Here is a 16,906-nt window from a genome sequence, read left to right as displayed (position 1 = left end):
TAATTAATCAGATGCTGTCGAGTTTATTACGGAGACTCAAACTCGGCGGTTAAATAACAAGAGTCACCTTAACCTTCATTTTTACGATTATGAGAAAAGACGAAGCCTTGTTGTCATTGCTTCAGAAAGCAGACAACGAAGATTTGAGAGTGTTGGCAGACATTATTACCACGGACAAGAAAGGTGGACATCGCTTTAATGAACTGCTGACAATGAAGGATAATTATGCAACTTATTATCCTCACAATATGCGTGCATTGGTATCGGATATTGTTGATGAACTGCAATGTTATGGTGCCAATACGGTGATGACTCTTTTGCGTGGAGGCAATGGAGTATGTTATCATATTATCTTGCGAGATGTTGCAAAGAAGTTGAAGGTCAACTTTAACAAGAACACAAGTGACGAGAATATAGAACGGTATATCCTTCAGAAAATGTTCGATGATCTTGTGGAGAAGTTGTCTGCAGAAGAATTGTACACTTTGGCTGAAAGCATGAAGGTTCGTTTAGCCGCCGGATTAACGAAGCAAGCCATTATTGCTATTTTGCAAGCTGCTATTCGACGGGGAGGTTTTCAGAGCTATATTTTCATAGTGGTGGCCGCTAATGCGATAGCCCGTGCGTTGCTTGGACGAGGATTGTCGTTGGCTGCAAATGCAATGTTGATGCGGCTTACTTCTCTCTTTGCCGGTCCTATAGGTATAGCATTAAATATTTTGTGGGCGACAATTGACATTGCTGGTCCTGCCTACCGGGTGACGATTCCTGCAGTAGTACAAATCGCATACATTCGTAACAAGGTGCAACACCCCGAATGGAATGAATCGTTGCTTGAATAACCCTACTCTTATTATATAAACTGTTACAGAGATTATTTGGCTTGAAGTTTTCAGCATTTGAGTCAGATTATTCTTCTACTTTTTTCTATTTTTGTATTTATAAACTTGAAAACTCATTTTTATGGCAACATATAGTGATTATGGAACAGGCATTGAAGCTCAATATATTGAACTGATTGACCGGATGCTCAGAGAAAAAAGAGATTATATCTCTACAGTAGATGTATTGAAACGTTTTCAAGAGGAGTATAATCCCAAGATTTCATTAAAACCATCTTTAAACAAAGTTCTTGATAAGGCCAAAGGTCGTATTAGAAAATGTTTACAGGCGCAAGGATTGGATTTTGATGAACAAATGATTGATGGATTCAAGGAATTCAAATATCCGGAGAATGTGCCTGAGGACTTATTGTCTCCATTGAGAAAAAAGACGCGGAAACTTCGTCAAAAGACTTTGACAGATTTAATTCAGAAGTCTCAAGGCTTGTTTCCTGCTTCTTGGCTGGCAAAGTTTCAGCTTCAAGCTGAGGAAGAAATAAATGGAAGTAGCGCATCGCCCATTATTACATTTGATTCCAATGAGCAACTATGGAATTTGGATTTATTGCCTACATTCTATTATGCCATAAGAGATAAACAGGTTTTAAAGTTTACGTACGCTCCTTATGCCAAACCGGAACGCACTTTTATCTTTCATCCTCACTATTTGAAAGAATACAATTTGCGTTGGTTTGTCTTTGGATTAGCGATAGAGGGAGAGGGGAAGCAATACCCTTCCAATAATTGTGCGTTGGATAGAATTGTTAGTGAGATAGAAAAAGTAGAGAAGGTGAAATACATTCCATCGTCTGTGGATTATTCTACTTACTTTGATGATATTGTTGGGGTGACACGTCTTAAAGGCCATCAAAAAGAGATAATTGAGATAGAAGCCAAAGACTATTATACATACATGAGGATTCTAACCAAACGATTGCATAAGAGTCAAAAAGTACTGCAGACTTGGAATGAACAATCGAAGACGGGACGTTTTTCCATTGAAGTAATCCCCAATAATGAACTTTTGGGATTGCTGATGAGTTTTGAAGGGCATATTGAGGTTTTGGGAAACTACAGAACTAAGTTTAGAGAAGAAGTAAATAGAATGTATAACGTATATAACGATTGAGTATGATTGAGAAAATGCAGCAAGAGCTTGAAAAGGGAGGAGTGAAATTCCTCCCTTGGATAGGGAATGAATACGAGGAAGGTATTTATTACAATGAGGAAGGGAAACTTTGCCCTGGCAAAGGGAAAAAATGGATGATACTTGGCGAAAGTTTTTATTGGGGGGATGAAGATGATGATAACGCGGAAAGTAATGATGATGCATCTTACTTTGTAAAAAACTTAATTGGACAGATAATAAGTGGGAATCCTAATTTTAATATCAGGACGTTTATACGATTTGAAAATGCTATGGCTTATGAAAATGAGGAATGGGAATTAACTCAAAGACAAAACTTTTGGAATCATTTAGTTTTTTATGATTATGTACAAGAGCCCTTGAAGTATCCGCGCTTATCTCCTACAGAAGATCAATTTAAGGATTCGGAAAAGTCTTTTTGGAGAGTGATTGAGATTTGTAAGCCCGATATCATTATTGTGTGGGGAAAGCGGTTATATAATCATTTACCACAAGAAGGCGAACAAGGTAAAGATATTGAGTGTGATGAGGATAGTGTTGAAACATGGATATATAAAAATAATATTCGAGTGATACCTATTATTCATCCAGCAGCTCCTATGTTTTCTACTAAAAGAATTTTTAACATATTAAAAAAAGTATGTAATGGATAATTTAAAATGGTCTGATGAAGATAAAAGCATTCGAAATAAGCTGTTAGAAAAGTATTCGAATAATATAGATAAGAAGATTTGGAGTATCAGGGGAGATTATGATGTTTTGGATAATTATCTTGAGTATCGTTTCCGTTTTTTAAATGAATGTGGTCATATACGTTATGACAAAGATTCGTTAGATTGCACGGTAGGATCTTATTTCCCTGAAACAAATGCTAAATATGCAGCTTTTAACACAGGTTTAAGAGGACCAGGGAATCATATGATTTGGGGAGTTTATGAATTTAAAGCAGATGCATGGAGCTTTATTGATTTTTATGCACATGGATATGATGAAAGAAAAAACGGGAATAGATTAGATAAAATACCTGTAACTACAGAGGATGAGTTTCATTTTCTAAAAGAAAATGGAGATTCTTTCTTTACTAAAGATAATTGGAGTAAGGTTAATAATTTTTATTCTAAAAATTTGATTATTCGCAGTGAACATTTACTACAGAATAGCAATCAGAAAAATCGAAGTAAGTTTTTATCAAAAAGGCTAACTTCGTGTTTTCATTATTTTATGGACGAAAAAAAACTCATCCCACCTCGAATAGAAGATCAAAAAGAGCTCATTAGAAAGCTAATAGAATATCAACTAAGAAGTCAAGAAGGTGGTGAAATGTTAAAATGGGGGCATTGGCGATGGGAGTGTCCTTCTAATAGAACAGCGAAAGACGAAAGTGATTTTGAACCTTTAAGTCTGCTGTCCCCTATTTATATTCTCACAGAGCGAAAAGCAATACCAGATTTAATAGTTCCTATTACTATCAAAAAGCCAAAAGGTGCAGCAGCTGTTTTTGAAGTAGAAACGGTACTTTCTATCGAAGATGCATATAAGTGTGCAATGTTGGTTGACCCCTATTTTGAATCATTGTGGTTAATACATGATAATGTAATGGAATATATAAAAGAACAATCTCCTAAAAAACTTTAGCACCTATCATCCTCCTCAAATATTTCCATAAGCAAAAAGAAGTATCTACATTTGCATAAACACTTAAGAGATCTTTGGCTTTCATGGCTTTTGGCAAGGTCCGTTTTTAAGTTAGAATTAAAGCGAATTAGAATGATCATAATTATGTTTAACTTAAAACCAGTAAAGTATGTATAACATTCTCATTGCCACAGGTAAAGTTTTGATTAACATTCCTACCAGAGACTTAGCCATTGCCGCCGGAAGTTATCTTGCCGGTAAGTACCTCAACAAGAAAATCAAAGCGGCAAAAAAGCCTTGCTAGTAAAACGTTGAAGAGATTTACCAGTGTAAAAGCTGGTAAATCTTTTTTTGATTTAACCGTATTATAACTTGAGTAGTCTATGAACGCATTTCTCAACATCGGAAATATTATCAACTTCGTGTTGATTCTTCTGTCGCTATCCGTAAGCGTATGGTGCGTCTATCGCTGTAAGAGAGGGAACAAGCGACGCAAACTTTATTATACGGGAATTGCGCTATCTTTGCTGGTGATAGCTTTGTGTGTTCGAGGCTCATATAAAATATTTCACTACTGTGACTTATATAATAAGATTGTTCGCCCTACAAAATCATACTATCTGAATGAGTTGACTTTGTCTCCTGAAGAATGTAGAGAGGATTTTGAAGAAATAATGGGCATAGTGCAGGAGAATTACGCATCGTTAGCCCATCACAAGCATATTGATTTGGCAAAACTTAATGAAGCGTATAAGGAAGAAGTGAGTAAGGTCAAGGATGCGGAGCAATACGGTTTGCTCCTATTACAGTATTTCAGCGCTTTAAAAAATATGCATACGTATCCTTTCTTTTCGAGATACCAAAGCGGTGTATATGCAGTCAGCAGAAATGATTCAGTTTGGATATCAAGATGCTTGAACAAAAGCGTTGATTTGCAACGTAAAGACCTGATAATCGCAATCGATGGTATGCCTACGGCTGATTATATCAAGAAAGAAATGAGAATTACTCCTGCGTCTACAGATGTGGCAAGGAAGAAAACTGCTGCGATAAATATATTCGCTTCATACACTGATACTTGTAAACGGGTTACGGTGCAACGTAGCGATTCTGTTTTCGATGTATTACTACCCCTCTTTAAAGAAGAAGAAATGATTGCGGCATTGAAGAAGCAGGCAAATGCAACAGACAGTTCACGCATCTATTTACCTTCTGTAATAGCTCCTAAAGTCTCATCCTTGTTGGCGAAAACATTAAAGAGGTATGATAATATTGGGTATATCCGTATCCATGATTTCGATCCCGGCAGTGTAGAAGATTTTTGCCGACAAATCAAAGAGGAATTTAAATGCCCCTATCTGATACTTAACTTGCAGGGAAATTTAGGTGGGAAAAAGGGCAATGTAATGAATATTGCGTCTTATCTGATTTCAAAATCCATTACTATTGGAAATGCTATCGTAAAAAATGACACGGCTAAATGTTATAAAGGGAAACTATTTGTCTTGACAGATAGGATGACTTCATCGGGAGCAGAAAGTTTGGTGGCAATCTTGAAAGAACAGCCTAATGTCATGGTAATAGGCTGCTGTACCGCCGGGGACTGTGGAAGCACAGCTTTCAATTTCAAGACCTCACACGGTATAGAATTCAAGTTAGCTACAGAATCGCCTTTTCTGTTGCCGGATGGTGTAACGTGGAGTGAAGGACAAGGAATTGCCCCTGACATAGAGGTGGAGGAAAATTTACCATGGGAAGAAAAGAACGCTTTTAGTATAGCAATAGATTTAATAAACCAAGACAAACTAAAAAATAACACTTATGAATTCAAATGATTTAAAACAGTTATTGATTTTTCTCACAGCACGTGAGGGAGCTATGATTTCTTTTTCAAGAGAAGATGTGGAATACTTGAATGATGAAACAGACATTCAAGTGTACACAGTAGAAACAAAGGATGTTTCAATCAATAGAATGCAAGAAGTTAGGGAAAAGTTTAAGCAGCAAACTGAGTTTGTTGCAGGCAACTTCCAGCACTGTCTGTTCCTTATCGAAATGAATCCTGAACATCAGCTTTTGACCAAAGAACTTCAAGATTTCTTTGACGGGAAATTTCATAAGACACTCAAATGGGAACTAAGGAAAAATTCTCAAATAACATCCTTAAGAATTACCGGTGTTTTTAGTAGGAAAAGCATTGGTCGCTTAAAAGATTTACTGAATCGGTATCAATTTGAGGATATAATACCGCACATACAGCAATTATTCAGCCAGACTCCTATTAAAAAAGTGAACAAACTTTATGAGAGCTTAAAGTTTTACGAGGCAACGCCAACAGATAAAAGTATCCGCATTGCATCAAGATTTGAAGGCTGCTATCCGAAAACAGACATCAATGCTTGTGTTTTAGATGAGCAGAGAGTGGTTGTTTCTCCGGTAGTAGGTTATGATTCCTTATCGGAATTGACAAATATGCCTATTTATATAGATAAGGACGTACATATCTCTGAAAAAGAAGTTTTGGCCGGATTATTGCTGGAAGCAACTACAGGGGCATAATTGGAATTTCCACTTAAACCGAAAATCAATAGATAACACATATCTATTTCATCTTTTAGGCGAAAGTCTCAATGGTGTTTAACTCCATTTAATAATCGGTATAGAATCCTTTCTACGGGAACAAAATGGGAACAATGAGCACAAAACAAAATCGACTAAGTATTGATATTTAATCACTTAGCCGATTTGCTCGTACCCAGACCCGCATTTGAAATAATTAAAGTGGGGAAAATGTGGGTAAAAAGAAAAACGCAGAAAAATACATTAATATAACTATATATCAACTATTTACAATCATATTAAATTTTAATCCGAATTAATCCGATTGCAAATTATTTAGCAGATGTGGGGAAAATGTGGGGAAAATATCTATATTTGCATCCAGATAGATATTTAACCTGTAAGCCTATGAAAGTAACTTTCATCATTAAAAAAGCGGCAAAACGGTATGATACTGAATCAACCGCAACTATTTATATCCGTCTGAGAAATGGAAGACAGCTTGATTCTGTTGCTCCTACCCAGCTTTCAATCAATCCCAACCTGTGGGATGAAAAAGCAGAGTGTGTAAAAACAAAAGCTGTCTGCAACGAAGATTTAAGGACTGGCATAAATGAAGAGATACGAAAGCTGAAAACCTATGTGGAAAAATCCTTTCATACGGAAAAAGAGTCCGTTGATAAAGAATGGCTGAAACTGACCTTAGACAGATATTATCATCCTGAAAAGTATTTCACACCGGAAGAGATTGTCATCAAGCCGACTTTCGGAGAGCTGTTTGACAGCTTTCTGGAAAAGCATCCGTTATCGGAAGTAAGGAAAAAGAATTTCAGGGTGGTAAAAAGAGCCTTATTGCGTTATGAACTGTATGTACGGGAAACAAAAAGAGGACAAAAAGGATTTGTTCTTGATATTGATACCGTCACACCTGAAACTCTTCGGGACATGTGGGACTTCTTCGAGAACGAATACCAATATTATGAATTGTACCCGAGCATTTATGAAGCCATTCCAGAAAAGAGAACTCCGCAACCACGTGGAAAAAACACTCTGATAGACTGCTTTTCAAGAATACGCACATTCTTTCTGTGGTGTTTCGACAGCAAGCTGACCGCTAACAGACCGTTTGACAAGTTTCCGATAGAGGAATGTAAATACGGAACCCCTGTTTATATCAACCTTGAAGAAAGGGACAGGATTTTCAATGCTGACCTGTCAGCCACTCCACAGCTGGAGATACAGAGGGACATCTTCATTTTCCAGACACTTATAGGATGCAGAGTAAGCGACCTGTACAGAATGACCAAACTGAACGTGGTGAACGAAGCCATTGAATACATACCGAAAAAAACCAAAGAGGGCAATCCTGTAACGGTACGTGTTCCGTTGAACGATAAGGCAAAGGAGATTCTTGAACGGTATAAAGACCATGAGGGAAAACTCCTGCCGTTCATATCCGAACAGAAATACAATGAAGCAATAAAAAAGATATTCAAACTTTCGGGAGTGGACAGGATTGTCACTATATTAGACCCGTTGACACGTGATGAAGTCAAAAAACCGCTTTATGAAGTGGCAAGCAGCCACCTTGCAAGACGCACCTTCATCGGTAATATTTATAAGAAGGTGAAAGACCCTAATCTTGTTTCGGCACTGTCGGGACACAAGGAAGGCAGCAAGGCTTTCAGACGATACAGGGATATTGACGAAGAAATGAAGAAAGACCTCGTTAAACTTTTAGACTAAGCCTATATGGGACAACAGGAATATGACAATTTCAAAAGACTGATAAGGGAGTGGCTTGACAGCCATCCCGATGAATATGCGACTTTCGTGGAAGAAATGAACGACAAGGAGTTCAAGGGATTTGTCAAGGTTTTCAAAGTTGCCACAACCTTGGTACCGAAATACAAGGAAGCCACACGCAGACGGATCGGAGACGACAAAATCTCCGATTTCGAGGAACTGGAGAATGTGCTTCTGGATTCTGACCTTGCTCAAAAGATTGTAAACGAGTTCCATCATTCAAAAAGGCGGAGCATCACACCTGCCATGCTCGCATGGCTGTACTACGGACGGAGCTATGAGTGCATGGTGGAACAGGGAGAGGAACTGGCCAAAAGAAAAGGTATTACAAGACTATACAAATGGCTTGTTTCCTATATGGTCAGGTTCATCATCAAGAAGAGCATCAGCAGCGGCATGAGAACCAAGGAGGACTGGGTGGCTTTCAGAAAGCAGCAGAAAGCCATTGAGGAAAACAACCTCGTGGAATGGTCTATTGAGGATGAAGAAGACATTGAAGAAACCGAAACGGAAGATACGGACAGCCTGCAGCAAGGACAGTCCAAGAGTGCCGGACGAAAAGCCGACACACGCACCCTGCCGGAGCTGCTGATAGAGAACAGGGATGTCATTCTGGAAAGAATCGGAACAAGGCTGAAAACGCATACGACCGAAACGGACATCGCACGTCTGTACATCGCACTGGTGGAATACCGTTTCATGCGCCCCTGTCCCATAAAGACTTTCCGGAACGCACTGCAACAGCAATACACAGACCTCAGCATCGTACACGAAAGGGGAATACAGAAAGCATACAGGAACCTTACCACACCTTTCGGAGGCAGCAAAAAACTGATAAAGGACATCGGGGAAGACCATGTTGCCATCGAGGAATTGAAGGCTTATCTATCCGCTTGAAACTCGTTTAATTCGTTTTTGGATTTTACGAATTTAACGCATTGAAATCCATTGATTTACGATTATTTTTCGTTATATATTTGTGCCACTATCCTAATCGGGGTAGTGGCTTTTCGTTTATAATACTGCCGAAACGGGAAGTCTTACAACCGGCAGTTTCAACAAGCCTATGACAGACCTGATGGCAATTATCCAAAGCGGAAACGGCAACATCAAACTGGAAGTGACAGGCGAAGACCTGCTCATGTTTTCAAACCAGCTGATAAGCCGTGCCAAGCATGAACTCTCCACCGCCATTGCGGAAGCGAGAAAGGAAAAGTACCTCACAAAGGAGGAAGTGAAGAAAATGTGCGACGTGTGCGACACCACCCTTTGGCACTGGGCAAAGAAGAACTATCTGAAACCCGTGAAGGTGGGGAACAAGGTCAGATACCGACAGTCGGACATACAGAAAATCCTGGGTGAACGCAATCCTTCAATCTGAGCCTATGAAAGAGGAAGAATACATGCGTGTGGGAACGACACTGTACAAGGTCGTAAACCAGCCCTGCGCCAGCGGAGGGTATGAGAAAAGACGTGTGATATGGAACAACAGCACACTCAGGCAGGACTACGGGAAAAACTATCTTGCAACCGTCCCGAAGTATGACGGATTCTGTACCGTTCCCGACCATCTGAACTACCGGAAGGAGATTGACGGTTTCCTGAATCTGTACGAACCGATAGAGCATACTCCGCAGATAGGGGATTTCCCGAACATACGTTCTCTGGTGCTACACATTTTCGGTGAGCAGTACAATTTGGGACTGGACTATCTGCAACTGCTGTTCCTGCAGCCGTTGCAGAAACTCCCCATACTCCTGCTGGTATCGGAAGAGAGGAACACGGGCAAGAGTACGTTCCTTAATTTCCTGAAAGCCGTATTCGGGGATAACGTGACATTCAACACCAACGAGGATTTCCGGAGCCAGTTCAATTCCGACTGGGCCGGAAAGCTGCTCATTGTCGTGGACGAGGTGCTGCTCAACCGCAGGGAAGACAGCGAGCGGTTGAAGAACCTGAGCACCACTTTCAATTACAAGGTGGAAGCCAAAGGGAAAGACCGCACGGAAATAGCCTTCTTCGCCAAGTTCGTATTGTGTTCAAACAACGAGTACCTGCCTGTAATCATAGACGCAGGGGAAACACGATACTGGGTAAGGAAGATAAATCCGCTGCAGAACGATGACACGAATTTCCTGCAAAAGCTGAAAGAAGAAATTCCTGCCTTCCTGTTCTTCCTGACGCAAAGGGAGCTTTCAACGGAAAAGGAAAGCCGTATGTGGTTCAATCCGAAGCTGACACATACGGCAGCCCTGCAGAAAATCATCCGGAGCAACCGCAACCGTCTGGAGATAGAAATGGCTGAACTGTTCCTTGACATCATGTCAAACATGAATGTGGAAAGCGTATCATTCTGCCTGAATGACCTCATGACACTGCTTGTCTATTCGCAGGTAAAGGCAGAGAAATATCAGGTTCGGAAAGTGGTTCAGGAAGTATGGAAGCTGACTTCCGCACCGAACTCGCTTTCCTACACCGCCTATGAGATTGCTCCCCACCGTGACTGCCACTACGAGACGAAAAGGAAAATAGGAAGGTTCTACACGATAACCAAGGAACAGCTGACCGCTATATGATTATTTTGATGAAATGATGAATACAGTATATAACACATTGTATTACAGTATAATATAAATTCATCATTCATTCATCGGAATATAATGCTGATGAAAAGAGAAATCATCATTTCTTTTTTGGCAAGCAGTCTGATGAGACATTGATGAAGTGTTACCATTTTGTATAACAGTACATTACAGGTAAAGTTCATCAAATCATCGTTTTTTCATTCATCACAAAACCGTACGAAAATGACAACCGAAGAAGCAAAAAAGATAAGAATCGCAGACTATCTGCACAGTCTGGGGTATTCCCCAGTAAAGCAGCAGGGGGTAAACCTCTGGTACAAATCTCCGTTCAGGGAAGAGAACGAGCCATCGTTCAAGGTAAACACAGAGCGTGAACAATGGTTCGACTTCGGTCTGGGAAAGGGCGGCAACATCATCGCACTGGCGGCACATCTTTACGCAACGGAGAGTGTTCCGTATATCCTGAAACGCATAGAGGAACAGACACCGCATGTCCGTCCCGTTTCTTTCTCTTTTCACAGGCAGTCTGCCACCGAGCCGAGTTTCCAGCAGCTTGACATCGTGCAGCTGTCTTCTCCTGCCCTGCTTTCTTACCTGCAGGAAAGAGGGATAAATACGGCACTGGCGAAAAGAGAATGCCGTGAGGCACACTTCACCAACAACGGCAAACGGTATTTCGCCATTGCCTTTCCGAACATATCGGGCGGATATGAAATCCGCAACCGATATTTCAAGGGCTGCATCGCACCGAAAGAAATATCACATATCAGACAATCGGGAGAGCCGAGAAAAGCATGTTACGTTTTTGAGGGGTTCATGGACTACCTTTCCTTTCTGACACTAAGGCTTGAAAGCTGTCCGCAATTCCCCGATCTCGACAGACAGGACTACATGGTTCTGAACTCTGTTGCCAATGTTTCCAAGGCACTCTATCCGCTGGGCAGCTATGAACGCATCCACTGTTTCCTTGACAATGACCGTGCAGGAATGGAAGCCCTGCAGCAAATCAGAAAGGAGTATGACAATACCAGACATATACGTGACGCTTCACACATTTACAGCGGATGCAAGGATTTGAACGAATACCTGCAAAAACGGGCAGAGACAAAGAAACAGGCTCAATCCATCAAAGTGAAGACACCGCCCAATAAACCGGGAGGCTTTCGGTTATAGCCCACTATAACTACACGCTTCGCTTACGTAGTTGTGGGCTCTCCCGAGGGGATTAGGGTTTTACCCTAATGACCCACTCAGGGCGTTTCTCCCCTGAGAACCCAGAGCAAAGAGTGACCCTCTCTTTGCAATCTCCGCTTATGGGTTGCACCCCTAAGAACCCCATGCGTTTACGGACAGCAGAAAAGCAAACAATAAAGTACAAACCAAAAAACAAGTATCTATGGCAACAAAATCAAGCATACATATCAAACCCTGCAACATCGCATCGAGCGAGGCTCACAACAGGAGGACTGCCGAATACATGCGCCACATCGGAGAGTCCAGAATCTATGTCGTTCCTGAACTCTCCACCGATAACGAGCAGTGGATAAATCCCGACTTCGGCAGTCCGGATTTGCGGACGCACTATGACAATATCAGACAGATGGTAAAGGAAAAGACCGGACGTGCCATGCAGGAAAAGGAACGGGAGCGCAAAGGCAAGAACGGCAAGACAGTCAAGATTGCGGGATGCTCACCCATACGTGAAGGAGTGCTGCTTGTCAGGTCGAACACCACACTGGCAGACGTGCGTAAATTCGGTGAAGAGTGTCAAAGACGGTGGGGAATCACACCGCTGCAAATCTTCCTGCACAAGGACGAAGGGCATTGGCTGAACGGTCAGCCGGAAGCGGAAGACAAGGAAAGCTTCAAGGTCGGGGACAGATGGTTCAAGCCGAACTATCATGCCCATATCGTTTTCGACTGGATGAACCACGAAACCGGAAAGAGCCGAAAGCTCAATGACGATGACATGATGCAGATGCAGACCCTTGCATCAGACATCCTGCTGATGGAGCGTGGGCAGTCAAAGGCTGTTACAGGCAAGGAACATCTGGAACGTAACGACTTTATCATCGAGAAACAGAAAGCCGAGCTGCAACGCATGGATGCAGCCAAACGGCACAAAGAAGAACAGATAAATCTTGCCGAACAGGAACTAAAACAGGTAAAATCAGAAATACGCACTGACAAGCTAAAGAAGACAGCCACCACAGCAGCGACAGCCATAACAAGCGGTGTTGCTTCTCTTTTCGGAAGCGGAAAACTGAAAGAACTGGAACGTGCCAACGAAAAACTGCAAGACGAGGTTTCAAAACGGGACACCAATATTGAAAAATTGCAGAGCCAAATACAGCAGATGCAGAAACAGCATGATACGCAAATCCACAATCTCAGGGAAATGCACAGACAGGAACTTGACATGAAGGAAAAGGAACTGTCACGGCTCGCCAGAATCATAGACAAGGCTTTCAGGTGGTTCCCGATGTTCAGGGAAATGCTACGCATGGAAAAGTTCTGTGCCATGCTGGGGTTCTCTAAAGAAATGACTGAAAGTCTTTTGGTCAAGAAAGAAGCCTTAAAATGTAGCGGTAAAATCTATTCGGAGCAACACAGACGGAACTTTGACATAAAGGATGATATTTTAAGGGTGGAGAATGACCCTGACGATGAAAGCAGGCTGAATCTGACAATAAACAGGAAGCCGATTGCCGAGTGGTTCAGGGAGCAATGGCACAGGCTTAGATATGGAACAAGACTGTCGCAGCAGGAAGAAAAGAAAAGTAGAGGATTAAAAATGTAAATACATTATACCACAAGATACTGAAAATATTATCTGCGACATTGGAAGTATAAATTTTCCAATGTCACAGATGATACATAAACTTCAATAAGTTGGCAATAATTCATCTAAAATCTTTCATCATTTTTATAGCAGGTTTATAATTTTGCATAACAGCTTTTTTCAACCAAAACATACCTTTCTTTGTATTTGGTATTTCAAAAGCAGATAAATATAAATCTGCTAAAAGCATTTGAGCTTCCGCGTTACCACGCTTTGCAAGTGGTATGTATAATTGCTCAGCCTTTAATAACAATCTATGGACATAAATCGAACAGTATGATGGATATTCGCTTTCAGCTCCAGGACATTCTGATGGATATAACTTTATAGCTTCAGCTACCAACGATTTTCCTCTTTCCAATTGCAAACGATCATTTTCAACTCTAAAACAAAAAGCACTTTCAATTTTTATTAGAATCGTTTTCATGCAATCTAACGATTTAAACAGGAAATCCTTGGATTCTATTTCTATGAAATAATTATCTAATAATTTTACTCCGTCGTTATTCCTTACATAGCAGTCAAGTTTCTTCTTAATTATATTGTCGGATAAATCTCCATGCATAAAATAATTCCTCAATAAACGGCAGAAATTATTTACATAATCTAAAAGATTTGCTTCAATATCAAGGTCATTTACCAAATACCTTTTCTCATATGTTCTACTAATAGCATCGTATAATTTTTGAACCTGCTGAGCTTCCGTTTCTATTTTATAATATTTTATAATTGCATTTATACATCCTTCATAATACGAAAAGATAGAGCAGAAGAGGATTTTCCTAACTTCTTTACATAAAGATGATATCCTCTCATCTTCGCTATCAAAACCTTGTAAGATTGTATAATAAACTTCAAAATCCCCACTAGAATTTTGTTTAGCCAAATCCAATGCTTCTTTTTGAAACTGGGCAAACGTTTTTTGGTAATAATTATCAATTTCAGAAATTAACTGCGATAAAATACCATACCGATATTCTATCATATACCTTATTTCGTTATAGCCTTTTGAAATCATCTTAATGTCCTAAAAAACTATAATCATCATCAAATCCATCAGGCATATCACCATACATTCCATCAGTCATTGCATCCCATGTCTCAGCCGCATAATCTATGTCATTATCACCATAAGAACATCTAGTCCATTTAGTTTCTAATAAATGACCGCTTTTATCATATTTTTCAGTATAATCACCCCTGCCGACAATTACAACTCCATTCTTAAATCCACCAAAATGAAAAAATACAGGAATCTTACATCCGTCTATTTTTTTACCTTCAAAAACAAGAAAGCGATTAATAGTAAATAAAATATACCCGTTAAAGTCCATAAAGCCATACTCCCCCTGTTTAGTACTGAATCCAATTGCATTTTCTCCTATCGTATCGGTATAAAGATAATATTCTTCATTTATCCTTGGCTCAAGGATTATTTCTTTATCTTCTATACAAAATATTCCTTGTAAACCATTTTTCACAATTATCAGATGTGATAATGTGCCGCAAGCTGTTCTTGTTTTTATATCATCATAAACAAAAGGTAGTATTGGTGCATAAAATGAACTAGTAATAGTCTCTGTACGACTCAAAGCACCTTTTTTCCCATTATACGTTCCAATAATCACATTACGGAAAATTTCTAATGAGCTAAACGATGGTGCTATAACAAAATTTCCGGCTTTATCCATTCCAGCAAATAGACCATTTCTCTTCAGAATATAAAGATCTAACTGCTCTTTATAAAAGGAAAATTCAGATGGTATTGGAGACCAGCATTTTTTTTGCTCAAAATATAAGATTTGAGTTGTCACGCCTGCTTTTTCAGTTGTAATACATTTCTTAGACCAATCTATACAAATAGAATCGTATTCTGGTGGAAGAAAAGGACTTCCATCTATTTTCACAATTCCAATTTTCCCATTTTTAGCACCAATAGATATTGGTTTATCATCAAAACGTTCTACATATTGCCAACCTATAAATCGAGTAGTTTTTTCAATCCCATTGATTCTATATTTATAAATCGGAACTCCTTCAGCATCAAAGTCAAAACGTTTCAATCCCTTTACACCTGTAAATATGTTGTCCCCAATGTCAATATTGTCATAAATGCAAGGTATGACTACCTCATTTCTTCCATTTATACAACCCCATTTCTTATTCTCTTTAGAATAATTAATATCACCAAAATAACGCTCACTTGTTTCCCCAGTGTCTATATAGCTAAATGGGGTTAAAGTGTTTATTTTAGGCTCATTATAATCTGCAACCTCTAGAAAACTATTATCGGAAAAATTCATTAAAAATTTCTTGCCTTCTATATCTACAATCTTATCTTTCATTATTAGGTAGCAGCTAAAACATAAAACTAAAAATCTTTTTCTGCGAAGTATTGAACCGTTCAATTTCCAAAGAGAGGGATTTCTTTAATTGACCAGCCATAAAGTCTAAGAAAGGCTGATTAACTTCATCTTCCTGTGATAACCGTAAAGCTGAAATATATTCTTCTCTATCTTCCTTAAATATCTTAGTTGGAAAAAGATTATAGCAAAACTGAATGTAATTCATCAGCAGGCGGGCTGTTCTTCCATTACCATCAACCCACGGATGAATAGTCACCAAGTTAAGATGAGCATTGAAACTTAGTTCGTATTGTTCCCGAAATGTTCCCACTGTCTTTTGCTTTTCCTGTAATAAGGTGCAAAATTCATCTATTTTGGCAGGGACTTTCTGATAACTCATATAAGAACGTCCACCAATACCAGCCGTCACGCCACACAAGCGAAATTCACCTTTGGAAGAATCAAAAGAGCCTCCCATAACGTTATAAATACTGCCTGTCGTACGCATCAATGTCGAATTCAGCTTTTGCAAAAACGCTGAATTAATTGGCTTCTTACATTTGGCTTCCTCTTTGGCAAACTCATAAGCTTTCTTTAAGTCCTCATTCATCAAATGATATACCAAAGGCTTCCCTTTAGCTGTCAATCCCTCATCGAAAAGCATTTGTGCCTCCACTTCGGTGAGTGTAGAACCCTCAATTGCTGTAGAATGGGTAATAAGAGAATAGAGGTAGTACTTTTCATAGTCCACCGCTTCACTAATACCAAGTTGCTGAAACTTCTGGTATAACTGTTCAATCTCTTGCCAAACACCTTGTTCCATTGACGTTTATTTAATTGGATTTATTTCTTTTCAAAGGTAATGTATTTGTATTGCGTAGCCAAAGAAAATAATGACTTACTACTATATTTTTTTCGCCTGTGGGGAAAATGTGGGGAAAAATCAGACAAGTAAAAAGGCTAAGTAATTGATAATTCAATACTTAGCCTTTTATTCTGTACCCAGACCCGGGGTCGAACCGGGATGGATTTTACTCCACTGGTGTTTGAGACCAGCGCGTCTACCGATTCCGCCATCTGGGCATTCCGTTGAATTGCGGTGCAAA

General features: G+C 39.7%; 16 protein-coding genes and 1 tRNA gene. 13 read left to right on the top strand and 4 right to left on the bottom strand.

Features of this window, described 5'->3' with window-relative positions:
• The first annotated feature begins 89 nt into the window (after positions 1–89).
• The 13 genes from B5F71_RS04235 to B5F71_RS04180 all read left to right on the top strand — a co-directional run bounded on the left by B5F71_RS04235 (position 90) and on the right by B5F71_RS04180 (position 13,413).
• Positions 90–842, top strand: coding sequence for a DUF3944 domain-containing protein (locus B5F71_RS04235; RefSeq protein WP_087207933.1), 753 nt, complete (start codon positions 90–92; stop codon positions 840–842).
• 121 nt (positions 843–963) lie between these two features.
• Positions 964–2,010 (top strand): WYL domain-containing protein, encoded by a 1,047-nt coding sequence (locus B5F71_RS04230; RefSeq protein ID WP_087207931.1) that lies wholly within the window; start codon positions 964–966, stop codon positions 2,008–2,010.
• A gap of 2 nt (positions 2,011–2,012) precedes the next feature.
• Positions 2,013–2,681 carry a hypothetical protein gene (locus B5F71_RS04225; protein ID WP_087207929.1) on the top strand — a complete coding sequence of 223 codons (669 nt, stop codon included), beginning with the start codon at positions 2,013–2,015 and terminating at the stop codon, positions 2,679–2,681.
• Entirely contained in the window at positions 2,674–3,663 is a 990-nt protein-coding gene (locus B5F71_RS04220; RefSeq protein ID WP_087207927.1) for a DUF3825 domain-containing protein, read from the top strand. Before B5F71_RS04225 ends, B5F71_RS04220 begins: the two co-directional genes overlap by 8 nt.
• Before the next feature lie 169 nt (positions 3,664–3,832).
• On the top strand, positions 3,833–3,967 hold the full coding sequence (locus B5F71_RS21155) for a hypothetical protein (RefSeq protein WP_262483241.1): 135 nt from the start codon (positions 3,833–3,835) through the stop codon (positions 3,965–3,967).
• Between the two features lie 79 nt (positions 3,968–4,046).
• The gene (locus tag B5F71_RS04215; RefSeq protein ID WP_087207926.1) at positions 4,047–5,498 is read left to right on the top strand and encodes a S41 family peptidase; all 1,452 of its coding nucleotides are present in this window, start codon (positions 4,047–4,049) and stop codon (positions 5,496–5,498) included.
• Complete coding sequence (locus B5F71_RS04210) at positions 5,485–6,222, top strand: hypothetical protein (RefSeq protein WP_087207924.1); 738 nt, start codon at positions 5,485–5,487, stop codon at positions 6,220–6,222. The genes B5F71_RS04215 and B5F71_RS04210 overlap by 14 nt, the downstream gene beginning before the upstream one ends.
• 408 nt (positions 6,223–6,630) lie before the next feature.
• Positions 6,631–7,968 carry a site-specific integrase gene (locus B5F71_RS04205; protein WP_087207922.1) on the top strand — a complete coding sequence of 446 codons (1,338 nt, stop codon included), beginning with the start codon at positions 6,631–6,633 and terminating at the stop codon, positions 7,966–7,968.
• A gap of 6 nt (positions 7,969–7,974) precedes the next feature.
• Positions 7,975–8,925, top strand: coding sequence for a DUF6043 family protein (locus tag B5F71_RS04200; RefSeq protein WP_087207920.1), 951 nt, complete (start codon positions 7,975–7,977; stop codon positions 8,923–8,925).
• Positions 8,926–9,094: 169 nt separating this feature from the next.
• Positions 9,095–9,409 (top strand): helix-turn-helix domain-containing protein, encoded by a 315-nt coding sequence (locus B5F71_RS04195; protein WP_005797547.1) that lies wholly within the window; start codon positions 9,095–9,097, stop codon positions 9,407–9,409.
• A 4-nt stretch (positions 9,410–9,413) separates the two neighbouring features.
• Entirely contained in the window at positions 9,414–10,604 is a 1,191-nt protein-coding gene (locus B5F71_RS04190; protein WP_087207919.1) for a DUF5906 domain-containing protein, read from the top strand.
• Positions 10,605–10,835: 231 nt separating this feature from the next.
• Positions 10,836–11,786: a toprim domain-containing protein gene (locus tag B5F71_RS04185; protein ID WP_087207917.1), complete on the top strand. Its 951-nt coding sequence runs from the start codon at positions 10,836–10,838 to the stop codon at positions 11,784–11,786.
• Positions 11,787–12,009: 223 nt separating this feature from the next.
• Positions 12,010–13,413 carry a mobilization protein gene (locus B5F71_RS04180; RefSeq protein ID WP_087207915.1) on the top strand — a complete coding sequence of 468 codons (1,404 nt, stop codon included), beginning with the start codon at positions 12,010–12,012 and terminating at the stop codon, positions 13,411–13,413.
• Positions 13,414–13,516: 103 nt separating this feature from the next.
• Here B5F71_RS04180 and B5F71_RS04175 read toward each other — a convergent pair whose 3' ends face one another.
• The 4 genes from B5F71_RS04175 to B5F71_RS04160 all read right to left on the bottom strand — a co-directional run bounded on the left by B5F71_RS04175 (position 13,517) and on the right by B5F71_RS04160 (position 16,883).
• Positions 13,517–14,440: a sel1 repeat family protein gene (locus B5F71_RS04175; protein ID WP_241148547.1), complete on the bottom strand. Its 924-nt coding sequence runs from the start codon at positions 14,438–14,440 to the stop codon at positions 13,517–13,519.
• A gap of 34 nt (positions 14,441–14,474) precedes the next feature.
• Positions 14,475–15,800 carry a WG repeat-containing protein gene (locus tag B5F71_RS04170; RefSeq protein ID WP_087207911.1) on the bottom strand — a complete coding sequence of 442 codons (1,326 nt, stop codon included), beginning with the start codon at positions 15,798–15,800 and terminating at the stop codon, positions 14,475–14,477.
• Between the two features lie 13 nt (positions 15,801–15,813).
• Positions 15,814–16,623, bottom strand: coding sequence for a Fic family protein (locus tag B5F71_RS04165; RefSeq protein WP_087207909.1), 810 nt, complete (start codon positions 16,621–16,623; stop codon positions 15,814–15,816).
• Between the two features lie 176 nt (positions 16,624–16,799).
• Positions 16,800–16,883: transfer RNA gene (locus B5F71_RS04160), tRNA-Leu, on the bottom strand.
• Between the last annotated feature and the right edge of the window lie 23 nt (positions 16,884–16,906).

This window comes from Bacteroides sp. An269, assembly GCF_002159755.1.
In the GTDB taxonomy this organism is placed as follows: Bacteria; Bacteroidota; Bacteroidia; order Bacteroidales; family Bacteroidaceae; genus Phocaeicola; species Phocaeicola intestinalis.
Note: the sequence above shows the minus strand (reverse complement) of the source record. Positions and strands in the feature narration are given on the sequence as shown.